General features: G+C 65.4%; 16 protein-coding genes. 6 read left to right on the top strand and 10 right to left on the bottom strand.

Annotation, left to right across the window (positions count from 1 at the left end):
• Positions 1-4: 4 nt before the first annotated feature.
• On the bottom strand, positions 5-1,117 hold the full coding sequence (locus ACZ9AQ_RS17895; protein WP_429205736.1) for a Re/Si-specific NAD(P)(+) transhydrogenase subunit alpha: 1,113 nt from the start codon (positions 1,115-1,117) through the stop codon (positions 5-7).
• 243 nt (positions 1,118-1,360) lie between these two features.
• Between ACZ9AQ_RS17895 and ACZ9AQ_RS17900 the strand changes: the two genes are divergently transcribed.
• Both ACZ9AQ_RS17900 and mnmA read left to right on the top strand, forming a co-directional pair.
• The gene (locus tag ACZ9AQ_RS17900; protein ID WP_429205737.1) at positions 1,361-1,843 is read left to right on the top strand and encodes an NUDIX hydrolase; all 483 of its coding nucleotides are present in this window, start codon (positions 1,361-1,363) and stop codon (positions 1,841-1,843) included.
• An 18-nt stretch (positions 1,844-1,861) separates the two neighbouring features.
• On the top strand, positions 1,862-2,974 hold the full coding sequence (gene mnmA, locus ACZ9AQ_RS17905) for a tRNA 2-thiouridine(34) synthase MnmA (protein ID WP_429205738.1): 1,113 nt from the start codon (positions 1,862-1,864) through the stop codon (positions 2,972-2,974).
• Between the two features lie 206 nt (positions 2,975-3,180).
• Here mnmA and ACZ9AQ_RS17910 read toward each other — a convergent pair whose 3' ends face one another.
• Positions 3,181-4,974: a sensor domain-containing phosphodiesterase gene (locus ACZ9AQ_RS17910; protein WP_429205740.1), complete on the bottom strand. Its 1,794-nt coding sequence runs from the start codon at positions 4,972-4,974 to the stop codon at positions 3,181-3,183.
• 170 nt (positions 4,975-5,144) lie between these two features.
• Here ACZ9AQ_RS17910 and ACZ9AQ_RS17915 point away from each other — a divergent pair, with 170 nt between their 5' ends.
• Entirely contained in the window at positions 5,145-5,873 is a 729-nt protein-coding gene (locus ACZ9AQ_RS17915) for a GAF domain-containing protein (protein ID WP_429205742.1), read from the top strand.
• Here the strand turns inward: ACZ9AQ_RS17915 and ACZ9AQ_RS17920 are convergent.
• From ACZ9AQ_RS17920 to ACZ9AQ_RS17930, 3 genes are read right to left on the bottom strand one after another with little or no spacing between them, the layout of a single operon-like run.
• The gene (locus ACZ9AQ_RS17920) at positions 5,870-6,265 is read right to left on the bottom strand and encodes a response regulator (RefSeq protein ID WP_429205744.1); all 396 of its coding nucleotides are present in this window, start codon (positions 6,263-6,265) and stop codon (positions 5,870-5,872) included. The two genes, ACZ9AQ_RS17915 and ACZ9AQ_RS17920, sit on opposite strands and share 4 nt — an antisense overlap.
• 15 nt (positions 6,266-6,280) lie before the next feature.
• The gene (locus ACZ9AQ_RS17925; RefSeq protein WP_429205746.1) at positions 6,281-7,057 is read right to left on the bottom strand and encodes a 5'-3' exonuclease; all 777 of its coding nucleotides are present in this window, start codon (positions 7,055-7,057) and stop codon (positions 6,281-6,283) included.
• A gap of 13 nt (positions 7,058-7,070) precedes the next feature.
• The gene (locus ACZ9AQ_RS17930; protein ID WP_429205748.1) at positions 7,071-7,745 is read right to left on the bottom strand and encodes a glutathione S-transferase; all 675 of its coding nucleotides are present in this window, start codon (positions 7,743-7,745) and stop codon (positions 7,071-7,073) included.
• 164 nt (positions 7,746-7,909) lie between these two features.
• On the opposite strand from ACZ9AQ_RS17930, the gene ACZ9AQ_RS17935 reads away from it, so the two are divergent.
• Positions 7,910-8,782 (top strand): DUF72 domain-containing protein, encoded by an 873-nt coding sequence (locus ACZ9AQ_RS17935; RefSeq protein WP_429205750.1) that lies wholly within the window; start codon positions 7,910-7,912, stop codon positions 8,780-8,782.
• Between the two features lie 10 nt (positions 8,783-8,792).
• Here the strand turns inward: ACZ9AQ_RS17935 and ACZ9AQ_RS17940 are convergent, their stop codons facing one another.
• From ACZ9AQ_RS17940 to ACZ9AQ_RS17950, 3 genes are read right to left on the bottom strand one after another with little or no spacing between them, the layout of a single operon-like run.
• A complete protein-coding gene (locus tag ACZ9AQ_RS17940) occupies positions 8,793-9,047 on the bottom strand; it encodes a DUF6587 family protein (RefSeq protein WP_429205751.1) in 255 nt (84 codons plus the stop codon).
• A gap of 3 nt (positions 9,048-9,050) precedes the next feature.
• Positions 9,051-10,931 carry a ferrous iron transporter B gene (gene feoB / locus ACZ9AQ_RS17945; protein WP_429205753.1) on the bottom strand — a complete coding sequence of 627 codons (1,881 nt, stop codon included), beginning with the start codon at positions 10,929-10,931 and terminating at the stop codon, positions 9,051-9,053.
• A 4-nt stretch (positions 10,932-10,935) separates the two neighbouring features.
• Entirely contained in the window at positions 10,936-11,208 is a 273-nt protein-coding gene (locus tag ACZ9AQ_RS17950; protein ID WP_429205755.1) for a FeoA family protein, read from the bottom strand.
• Positions 11,209-11,443: 235 nt separating this feature from the next.
• Here ACZ9AQ_RS17950 and ACZ9AQ_RS17955 point away from each other — a divergent pair, with 235 nt between their 5' ends.
• Together ACZ9AQ_RS17955 and bfr are read left to right on the top strand one after the other, a co-directional pair.
• A complete protein-coding gene (locus ACZ9AQ_RS17955; protein WP_429205757.1) occupies positions 11,444-11,653 on the top strand; it encodes a (2Fe-2S)-binding protein in 210 nt (69 codons plus the stop codon).
• A 474-nt stretch (positions 11,654-12,127) separates the two neighbouring features.
• Positions 12,128-12,598, top strand: coding sequence for a bacterioferritin (bfr, locus tag ACZ9AQ_RS17960; RefSeq protein ID WP_429205759.1), 471 nt, complete (start codon positions 12,128-12,130; stop codon positions 12,596-12,598).
• 65 nt (positions 12,599-12,663) lie between these two features.
• Here the strand turns inward: bfr and ACZ9AQ_RS17965 are convergent, their stop codons facing one another.
• Positions 12,664-13,590, bottom strand: a complete 927-nt coding sequence (locus ACZ9AQ_RS17965; protein ID WP_429205760.1) for a PfkB family carbohydrate kinase — start codon at positions 13,588-13,590, stop codon at positions 12,664-12,666.
• A 14-nt stretch (positions 13,591-13,604) separates the two neighbouring features.
• Complete coding sequence (locus ACZ9AQ_RS17970; protein ID WP_429205762.1) at positions 13,605-14,219, bottom strand: glutathione S-transferase C-terminal domain-containing protein; 615 nt, start codon at positions 14,217-14,219, stop codon at positions 13,605-13,607.
• Between the last annotated feature and the right edge of the window lie 5 nt (positions 14,220-14,224).

Raw genomic sequence — 14,224 nt, forward strand, 5'->3', positions numbered from 1 at the left:
CAATCTATTTACGCAGCACTTCCCCGCCGGCGCACATCAGCGTCGCGGCCACGATCTCGTCCTCGCGGTCGATGAAGAACCGGTCGTCCTTGTCGATCACGAGCTTGAGGAAGTCCAGCACGTTGCGCGCATACAGGGCCGACGCATCGGCCGGCACCAGCGCCGCGAGGTTCGGCTCGCCGATGATGTGCACCCCGTGCCTGATCACGGTCTTGCCCAGCTCCGTCAGCGGGCAGTTGCCGCCCTGGGAGATGGCCATGTCGACGATCACGGAACCCGGCTTCATGGCGCGCACCGTCTCCTCGCCGATCAGGACCGGCGCCTTGCGGCCCGGGATCAGGGCGGTGGTGACGACGATGTCGGCCAGTTTCGCGCGCTCGTGCACCAGTTCGGCCTGGCGCCGCATCCAGTCGGCAGGCATCGGCCGCGCATAGCCGCCGCTGCCCTGGGCGATCTCGCGTTCTTCATCGGTCAGATACGGCACGTCGATGAATTTGGCCCCGAGCGACTCTACCTGTTCCTTCACCGGCGGACGCACGTCGGACGCTTCGATCACGGCGCCCAGGCGCTTGGCGGTGGCGATCGCCTGCAGCCCGGCCACGCCCACGCCCATGATCAGCACGCGCGCCGCCTTGACCGTGCCGGCCGCCGTCATCAGCATCGGCATGAAACGCCCGTAGGTATTGGCGGCCAGGAGGATGGCCTTGTAGCCGGCGATATTGGCCTGCGAAGAGAGCACGTCGAGCGACTGCGCGCGCGTGATGCGCGGCGCCGCTTCCAGCGCGAAGGCGATGAGGCCGCTCGCGGCCAGCGCGGCGAGGTTCTCGGCATCGAAGGGATCGAGCATCCCGACCAGCACCGATTCGCTGCGCATCAGGCCGCGTTCGGCGCTGTCCGGGCTGCGCACCTTGAGGACGATGTCGGCGCCGAATGCGGCGGCGGCATCGACGATGCTGGCGCCGGCCGCCTCATAGGCAGCATCGGGCGCCGCGGCATGAAGGCCGGCCCCGGATTGCACCAGGACCTGGTGCTTGGCGGCCAGTTTTTTGACAGTTTCAGGAGTTGCTGCAACACGGGTCTCGCCCGGCCTGGTCTCGGCCGGTATGCCTATCCTCATGACACCTCCGTACGTTGGAATACTCGAGTGCACAGCTTGTCTTTACAGCAAATACAACAATATACGCCTCCTTTTATTGATCTTGCAATGCTTATGACAAAACTCATGCCGCTCGGGAGATTTGCCAACATTTTTGCGACAGATCAAGCGCAATTAACGTCAGGCAAGCGCCACAGGGAGGGGGAGGCTGAGCAGAGCAGCCGCCGCCCGAGGTAGAATACCGGCTCATTTTCAAGGACAGGCATGAGCGACATCTTCAAACCATCGGTTACCGTGGCTGCGATCATCGAGCACGAGGGCCGTTTCCTGCTGATCGAAGAAGAGACGAGCGAGGGCGTCAAGCTGAACCAGCCCGCCGGCCATCTCGACCCGCACGAATCGCTGGAACAGGCGGTCGTGCGCGAGGCGCTCGAGGAAACCGCCCACGAGTTCATCCCGCGCAGCCTGGTGGGGATGTACATGTCGCGCTACCACTCGAAGTCGCGCAATGCCGATGTCACCTACCTGCGCTTCACCTTCGCCGGGACCGTCGGCCGCAAGTTCGACCAGCCGCTCGACGAAGGCATCCTGCGCACCCTGTGGATGACCCGCGACGAGATCGCCGCCACCGCCGACCGCCACCGCAGCCCGATCGTGCTCAAGTGCGTGGACGACTACCTGGCCGGCAGCAGTACGCCGCTGTCCCTGCTATACACCCATTCCTCGGTATTCGAGGGCGGGATCTGAATTCGATACGGACGCAACATGAGCAAGAAAAAAGTCGTGATCGGGATGTCGGGCGGAGTCGACTCCTCGGTCGCGGCGTGGATGCTGAAAGAACAAGGCTACGACGTGGTCGGCCTGTTCATGAAGAACTGGGAAGACGACGACGACTCCGAATACTGCTCGACGCGCCAGGACTGGATCGACGCGGCCAGCGTGGCCGACGTGGTCGGGGTCGACATCGAGGCGGTCAACTTCGCCTCGGAATACAAGGACCGCGTGTTCGCGGAGTTCCTGCGCGAATACCAGGCCGGCCGCACGCCCAACCCGGACGTGCTGTGCAATGCCGAAATCAAGTTCAAGGCCTTCCTCGACCATGCGCTGAAGCTGGGCGCCGACCTGATCGCGACCGGGCACTACGCGCGCGTGCGCCAGAACACGGGCAGCGGCAGGTTCGAACTGCTCAAGGCGTTTGACGCCACCAAGGACCAGAGTTACTTCCTGCATCGCCTGAACCAGGCGCAGCTCTCGAAGTCGCTGTTCCCGCTGGGCGAGATCCCGAAAACCGAAGTGCGCAAGATCGCCGAAAAGCTCAAGCTCCCGAACGCCGCCAAGAAGGATTCGACCGGCATCTGCTTCATCGGCGAGCGCCCGTTCCGCGATTTCCTGAACCGCTACCTGTCCTACAAGCCGGGCCCGATCAGGCTCGACGACGGCACCACGGTCGGCGAACACGTCGGGCTGTCGTTCTACACGCTGGGCCAGCGCAAGGGCATCGGCATCGGCGGCCTGAAATCGCGCAGGAATGCGGACGGCACCAGCGAGCCATGGTTCGTGGCGCGCAAGGACATCGAGGCCAACACCCTGTACATCGTGCAGGGCCATGACCACCCATGGCTGCTGTCGAACCGGCTGGAAGCCGGCCAGGCCAGCTGGATCGCGGGCCAGGCCCCGGATCCGCGCGAGTTGTCGGCCAAGACCCGCTATCGCCAGGCCGACGTGGCCTGCAGGATGCAGGCTGCAAGCGACGGCCGCTTCGCGCTCGATTTCGCGGATCCGCAATGGGCGGTCACCCCTGGCCAGTCGGCCGTGCTGTACGACGGCGACGTCTGCCTGGGCGGCGGCATCATCGACGCGCGCTCGGGCGTGGCCTGACGCTGGCGCATCAAGGGGCGCGCCCGGCCTAATGACGTTAAGTTAAGGCGAAAGTCTTCTTGAGTTAGCGTAAAAACGTCGTTACTGCCACTGGCAGTAACGACTCCCCACGAAGGTGGGGACCCAATCTTGCAAGCGTTTCGACGACGTTTGCAGAACTTGGGTCCCCGCCTGCGCGGGGACGACGTATTTGACGGCTAGCTCAGCTAGCTTAACTTAACGGCATTAGCGCGCCCGGCCAGCCATGTGGCCAGCGCGCCAGGCGCCAGCGGGCGCGCATGCAGGTAGCCCTGCACCTCGTCGCAGCCCGCCGCGCGCAAGAAGTCTTCCACTTCCACCGTCTCCACGCCTTCGGCCACCACCTTGTGGCCCAGGTCGTGCGACAGCTTGATCATCGTCCCCACCAGCGCGCGCCGGCGCTCGTCGTGCGCCAGGTTGCGCATGAAGCTCTGGTCGATCTTGACCACGTTCGCCGGCAGGCTTTGCAGGTAGGACAGGCTGCTGTAGCCGGTGCCGAAATCGTCGATCGCCAGCTGCACGCCGGCGTGCGCCAGGCGCTCCAGCGTGGCCTGCGCCACCTTCGGGTTGCGCATCAGCGCACTCTCGGTCAGCTCGATCGCCAGGTTTGACGGCGCCAGGCCGTGGCGCACCAGGCGCTTCAATACGCGGTCGCAGAAATCCGGTTCTTCCAGGTTCACCGCCGACACGTTCACCGCCACCTGCAACGTCACGCCGTCGTGACGCCACGCGGCCATCTGGCGCATGGCGGCGCCCAGCACCCATTCGGTGGTGGCGCGCGCGAGCGAGGTGCCCTCGATCACGGGAATGAATTCGCCCGGCGAGATCGCGCCCTGCTCGGGATGGTTCCAGCGCAGCAGCGCCTCGACGCCGGAGCAGGCGCCGTCGCGCAGGCCGACCTTGGGCTGGTACACCAGGTGCAGCTGGTCGCGGCTCTCGAGCGCGGCGCCGAAGGCGTTCACCAGCCAGAAGCTGCGCTGCAGGATTGCGTCGTGCTCGGAGGAGAACACGCGCACGCAGCCCTCGGTCGCCAGGGCGTCGTAGGCAGCGCTGTGCATATTGCGCAGCAGGTCCAGGCCTTCGGTCTGGCCAACCGTGAACGGCGCGATGCCGACCGTGGTGGTGGTGATGAAGCGCCCCTGGCCGCAACTGGCGCGGGCGTCGAGCCAGGACTGCAGCTGGACGCGGAAGGTATCGAGCGAGACGCCGGGCGGCGCGAAGAAGGCGAACTGGGTGCTGGCCACGTGGTAGATCTTGCTGGCGCCGCCCAGGCGCAGCTGCGGCACCGCGTCGCGCATCATCTCGTCGAGATAGCCGGAACCCATCACGCGCTGGGCGTCGCTGAGCTCCTGCGGGCTGGCCAGGCTGACCAGGGCCGCCAGGCGCATGTCGCCCGCCGGTCCGGCCAGCTCGAGATCGGTGAAGTCGCCGATGAACTGGTTACGGTTGGGCAGGCCGCTGGTCGGATCGATCCGGCCCAGCGCATGCTGCAACTCGACCTGCGCCATCACCATCGTCGCCAGGTCCTGCAGCGTCTGCCTCTCGGCCGCCGTCACCTGGCGCGGTTCGGTGCCCAGCACGCACATCGCGCCCAGCGCAAAGCCGTCGCTGGTCACGAGCGGGGCGCCGGCATAGAAGCGGATGCCGTCCGCGGCCAGCCTGCTGTCGCGAAAGAAGGCGTTTTCAAGCAGGTCAGGCACCACCAGCACGTGGGCCGTGTCGGTAACCGTCGCGCACGGCGCGCGCAGTCGCGGGATCGAATCATGCGGAACGCCGACCTTCGACTTGAACCACTGGCGATCGCTGTCGGTCAGCGACACCGCCGCGATCGGCAGATTGAACAGCTGGGCCGCCATCCGCGTGATGCGGTCGAAGGCCTCGCTGGGCGGCGTGTCCAGCAATTCGAGCCGATGCAGGGCTTCGAGACGCGCCGCTTCATGGATGGACGGGGCCAATAGTGCTGGTTTGATCGGTAAGTTCATGCGCGGGCCCTGGCTGGCGCACATGCACCAGAAATGACGGAATTGACGAATTTTGATTCATTGTTGCAATAAAAATTCTTACAGTCAACAAGTATTGTCAATTTTTCGTCAAATCCGTCATTTTTTGTTGCTTGGTATAAAATCCCTGTATTGCAGCAATACACCACATCATGACAACGAGACACGACGACGATCCGATCCTGACCACGCGCGATGCGGCGCGGCTGCTGGGCGTGGCGGTGAGCACCGCCCAGGTCTGGATGGAAGGCGGTGCGCTGCCCACCTGGAAGACCCCAGGCGGCCATCGCAGGGTGCGCCTGAGCGCGGTGACGCAGCTGATGCGGCAGCGCGAAGCCGGCCTGCCCGCGGCGCAGTCCGCGCGGCTCGCCGCCGAATTACTCCCCTCGCCGGCCCCCGCTTATCCGGTGGCGCCCAACGAAGCGCAGCGCCTGGCGGCGCTGGCCGCGTCCAGGCTGATGGGCTCGCCCGAGGAAGCCGTGTTCGACCGCGTGACCTGGCTGGCCAGCCACGTGACCGAATGCCCGATGGCCCTGCTCACGCTACTGTCCGGGCAACGCCAATGGTTCAAGTCGCGCATCGGCATCGCGCTGCGCGAATCCCCGCGCGAAGTGGCCTTCTGCAGCCACACGATCATGCAGGACGGGGTTTTCGTGGTGGAAGATGCGGGCGCCGACCCGCGCTTCGCCGCCAATCCCCTGGTAACGGGCGCGCCGTACATCCGCTTCTATGCCGGCTATCCGGTGCGGGGCGCCGACGGGCTGGCGCTCGGTTCGCTGTGCGTGCTTGACCGCGAACCGCGGCGCCTGCGCGAACGCGAATTGCGTGCGCTGCGCGAACTGGCGGCCATCGCGTCCGACGAAGTCGGGCGCCGCGGCTAGTCCGCCTTGGGCGCCGCCTGCTGCTTCTTGACGAAGGAGATCACGGTATTGCGAATGGTCTTGAGCACGGTGTCGGCCTTGAACGGCTTGACGATGAAGCCGTGCACGCCGCGCGACGCTGCCGACTGCACGGCCTGCGCATCGAGCGTGCCCGAGACCAGGAAGATCAGGGTCTTGGGCAGCTCGGCGCGCAGCTGTTCGACCACGTTGTTGCCGTCCTCGACCTGCTCGCGCGCGATGCAGATCACGTGCGGGCGGTGCTTGATCGCCAGGGCGTAGCCGAGCGCGCTGGTATGGGTCGCGCCCACCACCTCATAGCTGCCGTCGGCCAGCACGGTGCCCAGCATCGAACGCGACAGCGCGTTTCCATCCACGATTACCGCCTTGAGCATCGCGTCGTTTCCCTCTTAATTCGATTCATAGGCCAGCATGTTCCAGGTCACGCCCAGGCGCACGTCGAGCTTGAGCGACACCAGGCAGCGCGAGATCTCGAGTATCTCACGCTCGGCGCGCAGCCTTTCGCCCAGCGGCGTCTTGAGGATGCCGGCGCCGGCAATGACGGCGTCGAGGCTGCCATAGGCATTGAGCAGGCGCGCGGCCGTCTTCATGCCGATCTTGGACACGCCCGGCACGCCGTCGGTCGGATCGCCCATCAGCGCCAGCAGGTCGTGCAGCCGCTCGGGCGCGACGCCGAAGCGCTGGCGCACCCAGGCGTCGTCGTGCCATTCGTTCTTGAAATGGTCCCACACCAGCGCGCCATGCGCGATCAAGGGGTGCAGGTCCTTGTCGGTGGTGGCGACGATGGCTTCGCCGCGTCCTTCCGACAGCCAGCGCATCACGCCGGTGGCGATCACGTCGTCGGCCTCGACCTCGGGAATCGACACCACGTGCAGGCCGGCGCCGCGCAGGCGCTCGTGGAACTCGGGCAGCGCCGCGCGCAGTTCGCGCGGCATCGCCGCCCTGCCCTCGCGGTAGCGCGGATAGAGGGCGTGGCGCCAGTTCTCGCCGCCGTGGTCGAACGCCGCCAGCACGTGGGTCGGCGCATGCGTCTCGAGCAGGTTGCGAAACGACGAGAAGGCGTGGCGCAAGGCGATGCTGGCCTTCAGATCCGAATCCGGTTCGGGACTGGCCTCGTACACCCGGCGCACGATGTTCAGGCCGTCGATGGCGAGCAGCTTGGCCATGCGCTGGACTCCGTCAGGCCTTGCCGATCTCGTACTTGCCGCCGCGCGCGAGCGCGCGCTGGTAGGCCGGCCGCGCATGGATGCGCTTCAGGAAGTCGCTCAGGTTCGGATACTTGCCATCCAGTCCGCCGCGCGAGGCCGCCGCCTCCAGCGGGAAGCTGAGCTGGATGTCGGCCGCCGTGAATTCCTCGCCGGTGAACCAGGGATGCTTGCCCAGTTCCGCTTCCAGATAGCCCAGGTGCAGCGCGATCTGCGGCAGCACGAAGCTGCCCTTGATCTTTTGCGCGATGCCGCGCGCGATCGGCTTGACGAAGAACGGCATCGGGCTGCTCTCGACCTTGTCGAACACCAGCTTGAGCAGCAGCGGCGGCATCGCCGACCCTTCCGCATAATGCAGGAAGTGGGTATAGCGCAGGCGCGCCGGGGTGCCGGCAGCGGGCCGCAGGCGGCCGTCGCCATGACGTTCGACCAGGTACTCGACGATGGCGCCCGACTCGGCCACGACCAGGCCGCCGTCGCTGATGACGGGCGACTTGCCCAGTGGGTGCACCGCCTTCAGCTCGGGCGGGGCCAGCATGGTGCGGGGATCGCGCTGGTAGCGCTTGATCTCGTACTCCAGGCCCAGCTCTTCCAGCAGCCACAGGATGCGCTGCGAGCGCGAATTGTTCAGGTGGTGGACGACGATCATGGCGGCTCTGGGAGTGACGATGGGCGCTAGCTTAGCACTGTTGCGCCTTTGCCAAAAGGGCGCAGCCGCCCGGTGGACCGGCGGCGCGCGCTTCGACGGCACGGGCGCCGGCTGGGTGCGCCAGCGTACGACCACGCGCCGGCGCGCCGTGTATCGTGGCAGGCATGAGCGGATCGACCCATATCGGCATCTCGGGGTGGCGCTACGCGCCGTGGCGCGGCAAGTTCTATCCGCCCGGCCTGGTCCAGCGCCGCGAGCTCGAATACGCGTCCGGCCAGCTCCCCAGCATCGAGATCAACGGCTCCTTCTACGCGCTGCAGCGGCCGGAGAGCTATGCTGCCTGGTACACGGCCACGCCGCCCGGCTTCGTGTTCGCGGTCAAGGGCAACCGCTTCATCACCCACATGCTGCGCCTGAAGGTCGCCGGCAAACCGCTGGCCAATGTGCTGGCCTCGGGCGTGTTCATGCTGCGCGAAAAGCTCGGTCCCATGCTGTGGCAGTTCCCGCCCAATTTTTCTTTTGAGCCGGAGCGCTTCGAAGCCTTTCTCGCGCTGCTGCCGCACGACACCCATGCCGCGGCCGAACTGGCCAAGGGGCACGAAAAACGCATGGAAGGCCGGGTCGCGCTCGATCCGGGACCCAGGAGACCGATGCGCCATGCGGTCGAGATCCGCCACGACAGCTTCATCGACCCCGTCTTCATCGCCCTGCTGCGCAAGTACAAGGTGGCGCTGGTGGTGGCCGACACGGCCGGAAAATGGCCGCGGATCGAGGATGTGACGGCCGACTTCATGTACGTGCGCCTGCATGGCGACAAGGAACTGTATGCGAGCGGCTACGACGACCGGGCCATCGAACACTGGGCAAGGAAGATTCGCGCCTGGCGCGATGGCGGACAGCCGCACGACGCCTGCCTGGCGTCGGACAAGGCGCCGCGCAAGCGCAGCAAGCGCGACGTCTACTGCTACTTCGACAACGACATCAAGGTGCATGCGCCGTTCGACGCGCAGCGCCTGATCGCGGCGCTGCGGGATTGAAGAAGAAAACTCAGTGTTTCTGGTGCAGCTTGATCACGCGGTGCTTGCCGGGCGAATCCGGTTGCTTGGGCGCGCAGCCGCTGCCGCAGCCGCCGCCGCCGCAACCGCCGCCTCCCGCCTTGTCGAGCCAGCGCGCCAAGACCGACGTGCGCCCGCCCCGGGTCAGGTGCCTGACCAGACGCACGCGCAGGCCAGCCGGCATGGTTTTCGCGCCCAGGTACAGCGCCGAGGCAAGCACGATGACGGCAACCAGCAGTTCCTGCATGATTCAGGCTCCAGTGACGGCGAGGGTGACGCGATAGACGATGAAGGCGGCCACGTAGGCCAGGCCGAACATGTAGCCGGCCATGATCCAGGCGTACTTGCGGCTGCCGGTTTCGCGGGCCACGGTGGCCAGCGTCGGCAGGCAGTGCGGCGCGTAGACGTACCAGGCCAGCAGCGCCAGGCCCGTGGCCAGCGACCACGATTGCGCGATCAGCGGCGCCAGCGTGTCGCCGACCTCGTCGCCGCCGGACAGCGCGTACACGGTGCCCAGCGCGCCGACCGCCACTTCGCGCGCGGCCATGCCGGGCACCAGGGCGATCGCGATCTGCCAGTTGAAGCCGATCGGCGCCAGGATCACTTCCAGCGCGCGGCCGATCATGCCGGCCACGCTGTAGTAGATCGGCGGCTCGGCCGCGCCTTCCGGCGCGCCCGGGAAACTCGACAGCAGCCAGAGCAGGACCATCATGGTCAGGATCAGCGTGCCGACCCGCATCAGGAAGATCCTGGTGCGTTCCAGCAGGCCCGAGGCCAGGGCGCTCAGCTGCGGCCAGTGGTAGGCCGGCAGTTCGAGCATCAGCGCGTGCTGCTTGTAGGTGCTGCGGCGCTTCATGAACCAGGCCACGCCCATCGCCGACAGGATGCCGGCCATGTACAGAATGAACAGCACCAGGCCCTGCAGGTTGAGGATGCCGGCCACGGTCTGGTCGGGGATGAAGGCCGCGATCAGCAGCGCATACACCGGCAGGCGCGCCGAACACGTCATCAGGGGCGCGATCATGATCGTCACCAGGCGGTCGCGCGGATTCTGGATCGTGCGCGCGGCCATCACGCCGGGGATCGCGCAGGCGAAGGAGGACAGGAGCGGCAGGAAGGAGCGGCCCGACAGGCCGACGCTGCCCATGATGCGGTCGAGCAGGAAGGCCGCGCGCGGCAGGTAGCCCACGTCTTCGAGCAGCAGGATGAAGAAGAACAGGATCAGGATCTGCGGCAGGAACACCAGCACGCTGCCCACGCCGGCGATGATGCCGTCCACGATCAGGCTGTGCAGGATGCCTTCGCCGAGCAGGTCGCCGACGAATCCGCCCAGGGCGCCGACGCCGGCCTCGATCAGGTCCATCGGCGTGCCGGCCCAGCTGAACACGGCCTGGAAGATCAGGAACATCAGCGCGGCCAGGATGACCAGTCCCGCAATCGGATGCATCACGACATTGTCGATTTTTTCGGTCAGGTTGCCGCTGTCCTTCGCGGTGGAGACGGCGATCGACAGGATGCGGCGCACCTCGCGCTGGGTCTCTTCGACCGGCACCGCATCGATCGCCGACAGCGGATTGACCTTGACCGGCGCGTCGAAGGTCATGCGCTCGAGCTCGGCCAGCAGCGCCTGTTCGCCGCCCGACTGGATGGCGACGGTTTCCACCACCGGCATGCCCAGTTCCTGCGCCAGCTTCGCGGTGTCGATCTCGATGCCGCGCTTCCGGGCGACGTCGACCATGTTCAGGGTCAGCACCATCGGCAGGCCGAGGCGCTTGAGTTCCAGCACCAGGCGCAGGTTCAGGCGCAGATTGGTGGCGTTGACCACGCACAGCACCGCGTCCGGCGCCTGTTCTCCCGCGCGCAGGCCGACCACCACGTCGCGTGTGATGCCCTCGTCCGGCGTCTGCGCATTCAGGCTGTAGGCGCCCGGCAGGTCGAGCACGCGGAACGCCCGGCCGGATGGCAACTTGAAGCTGCCTTCCTTGCGCTCGATGGTGACGCCGGCATAGTTCGCGACCTTCTGGCGCGAGCCGGTGAGACGGTTGAAGAGCGCGGTCTTGCCGCAGTTGGGGTTGCCGAGCAGTGCGACCAGCGGAGTGCGGGCGGCCACTTGTTGTTCCATGACTCCCATGCGTTCAGTCCGCCTTGATCGAATTGACCGAATCGATCGAGATCAGGGCAGCTTCGAAGCGACGCAGCGCGAAGGTCGACTCGCCGACCTTGACCGCCAGCGGACCACCCAGCACCCGCTTGAGCACGCGGATGCGCTCGCCCGGCACGAAGCCCAGCTCCATCAGGCGGCGCTGGACGTCGACGCCGCCCTGCGCATGCGGCGCCAGCTGGACGACGGTGGCACTCTGGCCCGCTTTCAGCGAGTCGAGTGTGGACAGGGTGGGGGCTAGGGTCATGGCAGCTTCCAGATGGTTGTTGCGCTTATGAGACAGCGACAAGAATGATGCCGACATCATAGCTCTAAATGCGAATTATTTCTATTTGCAGCTTGTCATTGCATGAGCGGAAAGCGCAAAAAAAGTGTCCATGACACGTAAAAATCACTTGATTTCGCGGTCCGGTTTACAGAAAATAGCAACGCAAATGAGAATGATTCGCATTTTTGTAGTGTAAACAGCAAGGGTAGTCTCGATGATCGTCTGTGTCTGCAACAACATCTCCGACCGTGAAATCCGCCAGGCCGCCGACCTGGGCATCTCCTCGATGGCAGAGCTGCGCAAGGAACTGGGCGTCGGCACCATGTGCGGCAAATGCGTCAGCTATGCGCGCGAAGTCCTGCATGAGCACATCGACAGCAAGACCACGATCACCGAAGTTCGCCGCATCCCCCAAGCGGCCTGAACTGCCGAATAGCGCCGCTTCTGTCCCGCCACGCGGCGGGGCTTGTCCGGTCCGCGACCGTCGCTTGAACAGCCGTTCATCGCGCCCGGCCAGCCTGGCCGGTCAACCATTTTCCTGTCCGTCATTGAATGCGCGCTGCTGCGGCGCGCCGGCGTCGACCTGACGCCGCAATTCCGACGAACTCGCGACCCTGCTGCGCGGGCGCGTCATACCGAGCGGCCATGGTTTTTAATCGATAAAACATGCTCCGAAAGATGCACGTGCGGGTGAAATGAGAAGTGCTTTCATTTTCATTCTGGCGGTAGCGAGAAGCGTTCCCAGTATGGAGTGAGAACGGTTTCTATTACGCCGTATTTTTTGGCATTTTCTGCGATTTAATGCGCTTTTTTGGCGAAAATTCTCTCTTTTGAGGCCATATTGCAGCGGCTTGTTTGCTATCATGGTGTCCATTCAAAATCAATTAGGGGCACTCCAATGAAAGGCGATCAAAACGTCATCCGTCTGCTGAACGCACAGCTGACCAACGAACTCACCGCAGTCAACCAGTATTTCCTGCATGCGCGCATGTACCGCCATTGGGGCCTGGAAAAACTGGGCAAGAAAGAATACGAAGAATCGATCGGCGAAATGAAACATGCCGACAAACTGATCGACCGCATCCTGATGCTGGACGGCCTGCCGAACCTGCAGGCGCTGCACAAGCTCCTGATCGGCGAATCGACCCAGGAAATGCTGGAATGCGACCTGAAGCTGGAACGCGCCGCGCAAGTGACCGTCAAGGAAGGCATCGCCGCCTGCGAAGCGGCTGCCGACTACGTGTCGCGCGACCTGTTCCTGGAAATCCTGGAAGACACCGAAGAACACATCGAGTGGCTGGAAACCCAGCTCGACCTGATCGTCAAGGTCGGCATCCAGAACTACCTGCAGAGCCAGATCGCGCCGTGATCGCGACTTGAACGTAAAGGGCCGGCTTGCGCCGGCCCTTTTTCATTGCATGCCCGGCCTGGCGTTCAGCGCCAGCGCGTCATCCACTTGTCGTAGAACCCCATATCCCTCGGCACCGCGCCGGGAATCGCGCAGATGGCGCCGGCGAATTCGTTCGCACGCGCCAGGCTCAGCTCGAGCGGCCAGCCGCGCATGCGTCCCAGCAGGAAGATCGCCGCGAAGGCGTCGCCCGCCCCCACCGTATCGATCACGAACGGCGGGGCCGGATGATCGCGCTGGGACAGGACCCGGCCCTCGCTGTCGAAGTACGCCGAGCCGCGGTGGCCCAGGGTGACGATCAGGGCGTCGAGCGAGAACATCTTCAGCAAAACCTGGCACGAGGCATGCACCTCGTCGGCCGCCAGCGGCGGATCGTCGGGCTTGATCTGGCAGTACCAGCCGAGCAGCGCCTGCAATTCTTCTTCGTTGACCTTGACGACGTTCGCCGCCTGCAGCGAGCGGGTGACGCCGCACTCGTCGTACTGGCCATCGCGCAGGTTCAGGTCGAGGAAGCGCAGGACCGTGCCGGCGCCCCTGTCCAGCACCGCCTCGAGCGCGCCGCGCGCCACTTCGTGGCGCTGGGCCAGCATGCCGAAATAGACGATGCCCGGCGCGACACCGTCCATGCTCGCCACCGCCGCGGCGCGGTCGATGAAGTCGTAGGCCTGGTTCGGCAGGATCGTGAAACGGTGGCCGCGCGGGCCGCGCTCGACCACCACGCGGCCGGTTTCTTCGAGCGGGTCGAGCTGCAGGCCGGCCTCGCTCATGGCGAAGCGCTCGAATTCGGCGCGCACCAGCCGGCCGTTCTTGTCCTCGCCAATGCGGGTAATGACCGCTACCCTCGCCATGAAGGCGGCCAGGTGGCGCGCCACGTTGAACGGCGCCCCGCCGACGACCTGCTCGGACTGAAAATCGTCGACCAGCGCTTCGCCGAACACCACGGCAGTGGACATGCCCGGCGCGCCGTTCATGCGAGGGAGGGGACGGTGTCCTTGAACGACTGACGCTCGGACAATTTATCGAACAGGCGGGCCAGGTTCGGATAGTCGCCGCGCCAGTCGATGTCGGGGAAGCGGAAGGCGATCCAGCCCAGGGCGCAGCCGACGGCGACGTCGGCCAGCGAATAGTGGTTGCCGGCGCAGAAGCTTGACTCGCCCAGGCGCTCGGACATCACGCGCAGGCCGGCGTGCACCTTGCCCCATTGGCGGGCGATCCATTCCGGGCTCTGCTGGGCTTCGGGACGCAGGGTGGTTTCCAGGCGCACCAGGATGCCGGCGTCGAGCACGCCGTCGGCCAGGGCTTCCCAGACCTTGACCTCGGCCCGGTCACGGCCGTTCGGCGGCAGCAGCTTGCAGACCGGGGTGAGCGTGTCGAGGTATTCGGCGATCACGCGCGAGTCGTACAGGGTGCTGCCGTCTTCCATCACCAGGCATGGAACCTTGCCCAGCGGATTCGTCTGCTGGATGGTGGTGTCGGCGGCCCAGACGTTCTCTTGAATAAAGGAATAGTCGAGCTTTTTATCCGCCATCACGACACGGACCTTGCGGACGTAGGGGCTGGTGACAGAACCGATGAGTTTCATGGGAG

The sequence above is a fragment of the Massilia sp. UYP34 genome, from assembly GCF_056279385.1.

What these genes read in the sequence shown, in the direction of transcription:
- ACZ9AQ_RS17910 (WP_429205740.1), bottom strand. Translation starts at nt 4,974, where the DNA reads ATGAACTTACCGATCAAACCAGCACTATTGGCCCCGTCCATCCATGAA.
- feoB (WP_429205753.1), bottom strand. Translation starts at nt 10,931, where the DNA reads ATGGGAGTCATGGAACAACAAGTGGCCGCCCGCACTCCGCTGGTCGCA.
- ACZ9AQ_RS17920 (WP_429205744.1), bottom strand. Translation starts at nt 6,265, where the DNA reads ATGCTCAAGGCGGTAATCGTGGATGGAAACGCGCTGTCGCGTTCGATG.
- ACZ9AQ_RS17970 (WP_429205762.1), bottom strand. Translation starts at nt 14,219, where the DNA reads ATGAAACTCATCGGTTCTGTCACCAGCCCCTACGTCCGCAAGGTCCGT.
- ACZ9AQ_RS17900 (WP_429205737.1), top strand. Translation starts at nt 1,361, where the DNA reads ATGAGCGACATCTTCAAACCATCGGTTACCGTGGCTGCGATCATCGAG.
- ACZ9AQ_RS17930 (WP_429205748.1), bottom strand. Translation starts at nt 7,745, where the DNA reads ATGATCGTCGTCCACCACCTGAACAATTCGCGCTCGCAGCGCATCCTG.
- ACZ9AQ_RS17895 (WP_429205736.1), bottom strand. Translation starts at nt 1,117, where the DNA reads ATGAGGATAGGCATACCGGCCGAGACCAGGCCGGGCGAGACCCGTGTT.
- ACZ9AQ_RS17940 (WP_429205751.1), bottom strand. Translation starts at nt 9,047, where the DNA reads ATGCAGGAACTGCTGGTTGCCGTCATCGTGCTTGCCTCGGCGCTGTAC.
- ACZ9AQ_RS17955 (WP_429205757.1), top strand. Translation starts at nt 11,444, where the DNA reads ATGATCGTCTGTGTCTGCAACAACATCTCCGACCGTGAAATCCGCCAG.
- ACZ9AQ_RS17925 (WP_429205746.1), bottom strand. Translation starts at nt 7,057, where the DNA reads ATGGCCAAGCTGCTCGCCATCGACGGCCTGAACATCGTGCGCCGGGTG.
- ACZ9AQ_RS17965 (WP_429205760.1), bottom strand. Translation starts at nt 13,590, where the DNA reads ATGTCCACTGCCGTGGTGTTCGGCGAAGCGCTGGTCGACGATTTTCAG.
- bfr (WP_429205759.1), top strand. Translation starts at nt 12,128, where the DNA reads ATGAAAGGCGATCAAAACGTCATCCGTCTGCTGAACGCACAGCTGACC.
- ACZ9AQ_RS17950 (WP_429205755.1), bottom strand. Translation starts at nt 11,208, where the DNA reads ATGACCCTAGCCCCCACCCTGTCCACACTCGACTCGCTGAAAGCGGGC.
- ACZ9AQ_RS17935 (WP_429205750.1), top strand. Translation starts at nt 7,910, where the DNA reads ATGAGCGGATCGACCCATATCGGCATCTCGGGGTGGCGCTACGCGCCG.
- mnmA (WP_429205738.1), top strand. Translation starts at nt 1,862, where the DNA reads ATGAGCAAGAAAAAAGTCGTGATCGGGATGTCGGGCGGAGTCGACTCC.
- ACZ9AQ_RS17915 (WP_429205742.1), top strand. Translation starts at nt 5,145, where the DNA reads ATGACAACGAGACACGACGACGATCCGATCCTGACCACGCGCGATGCG.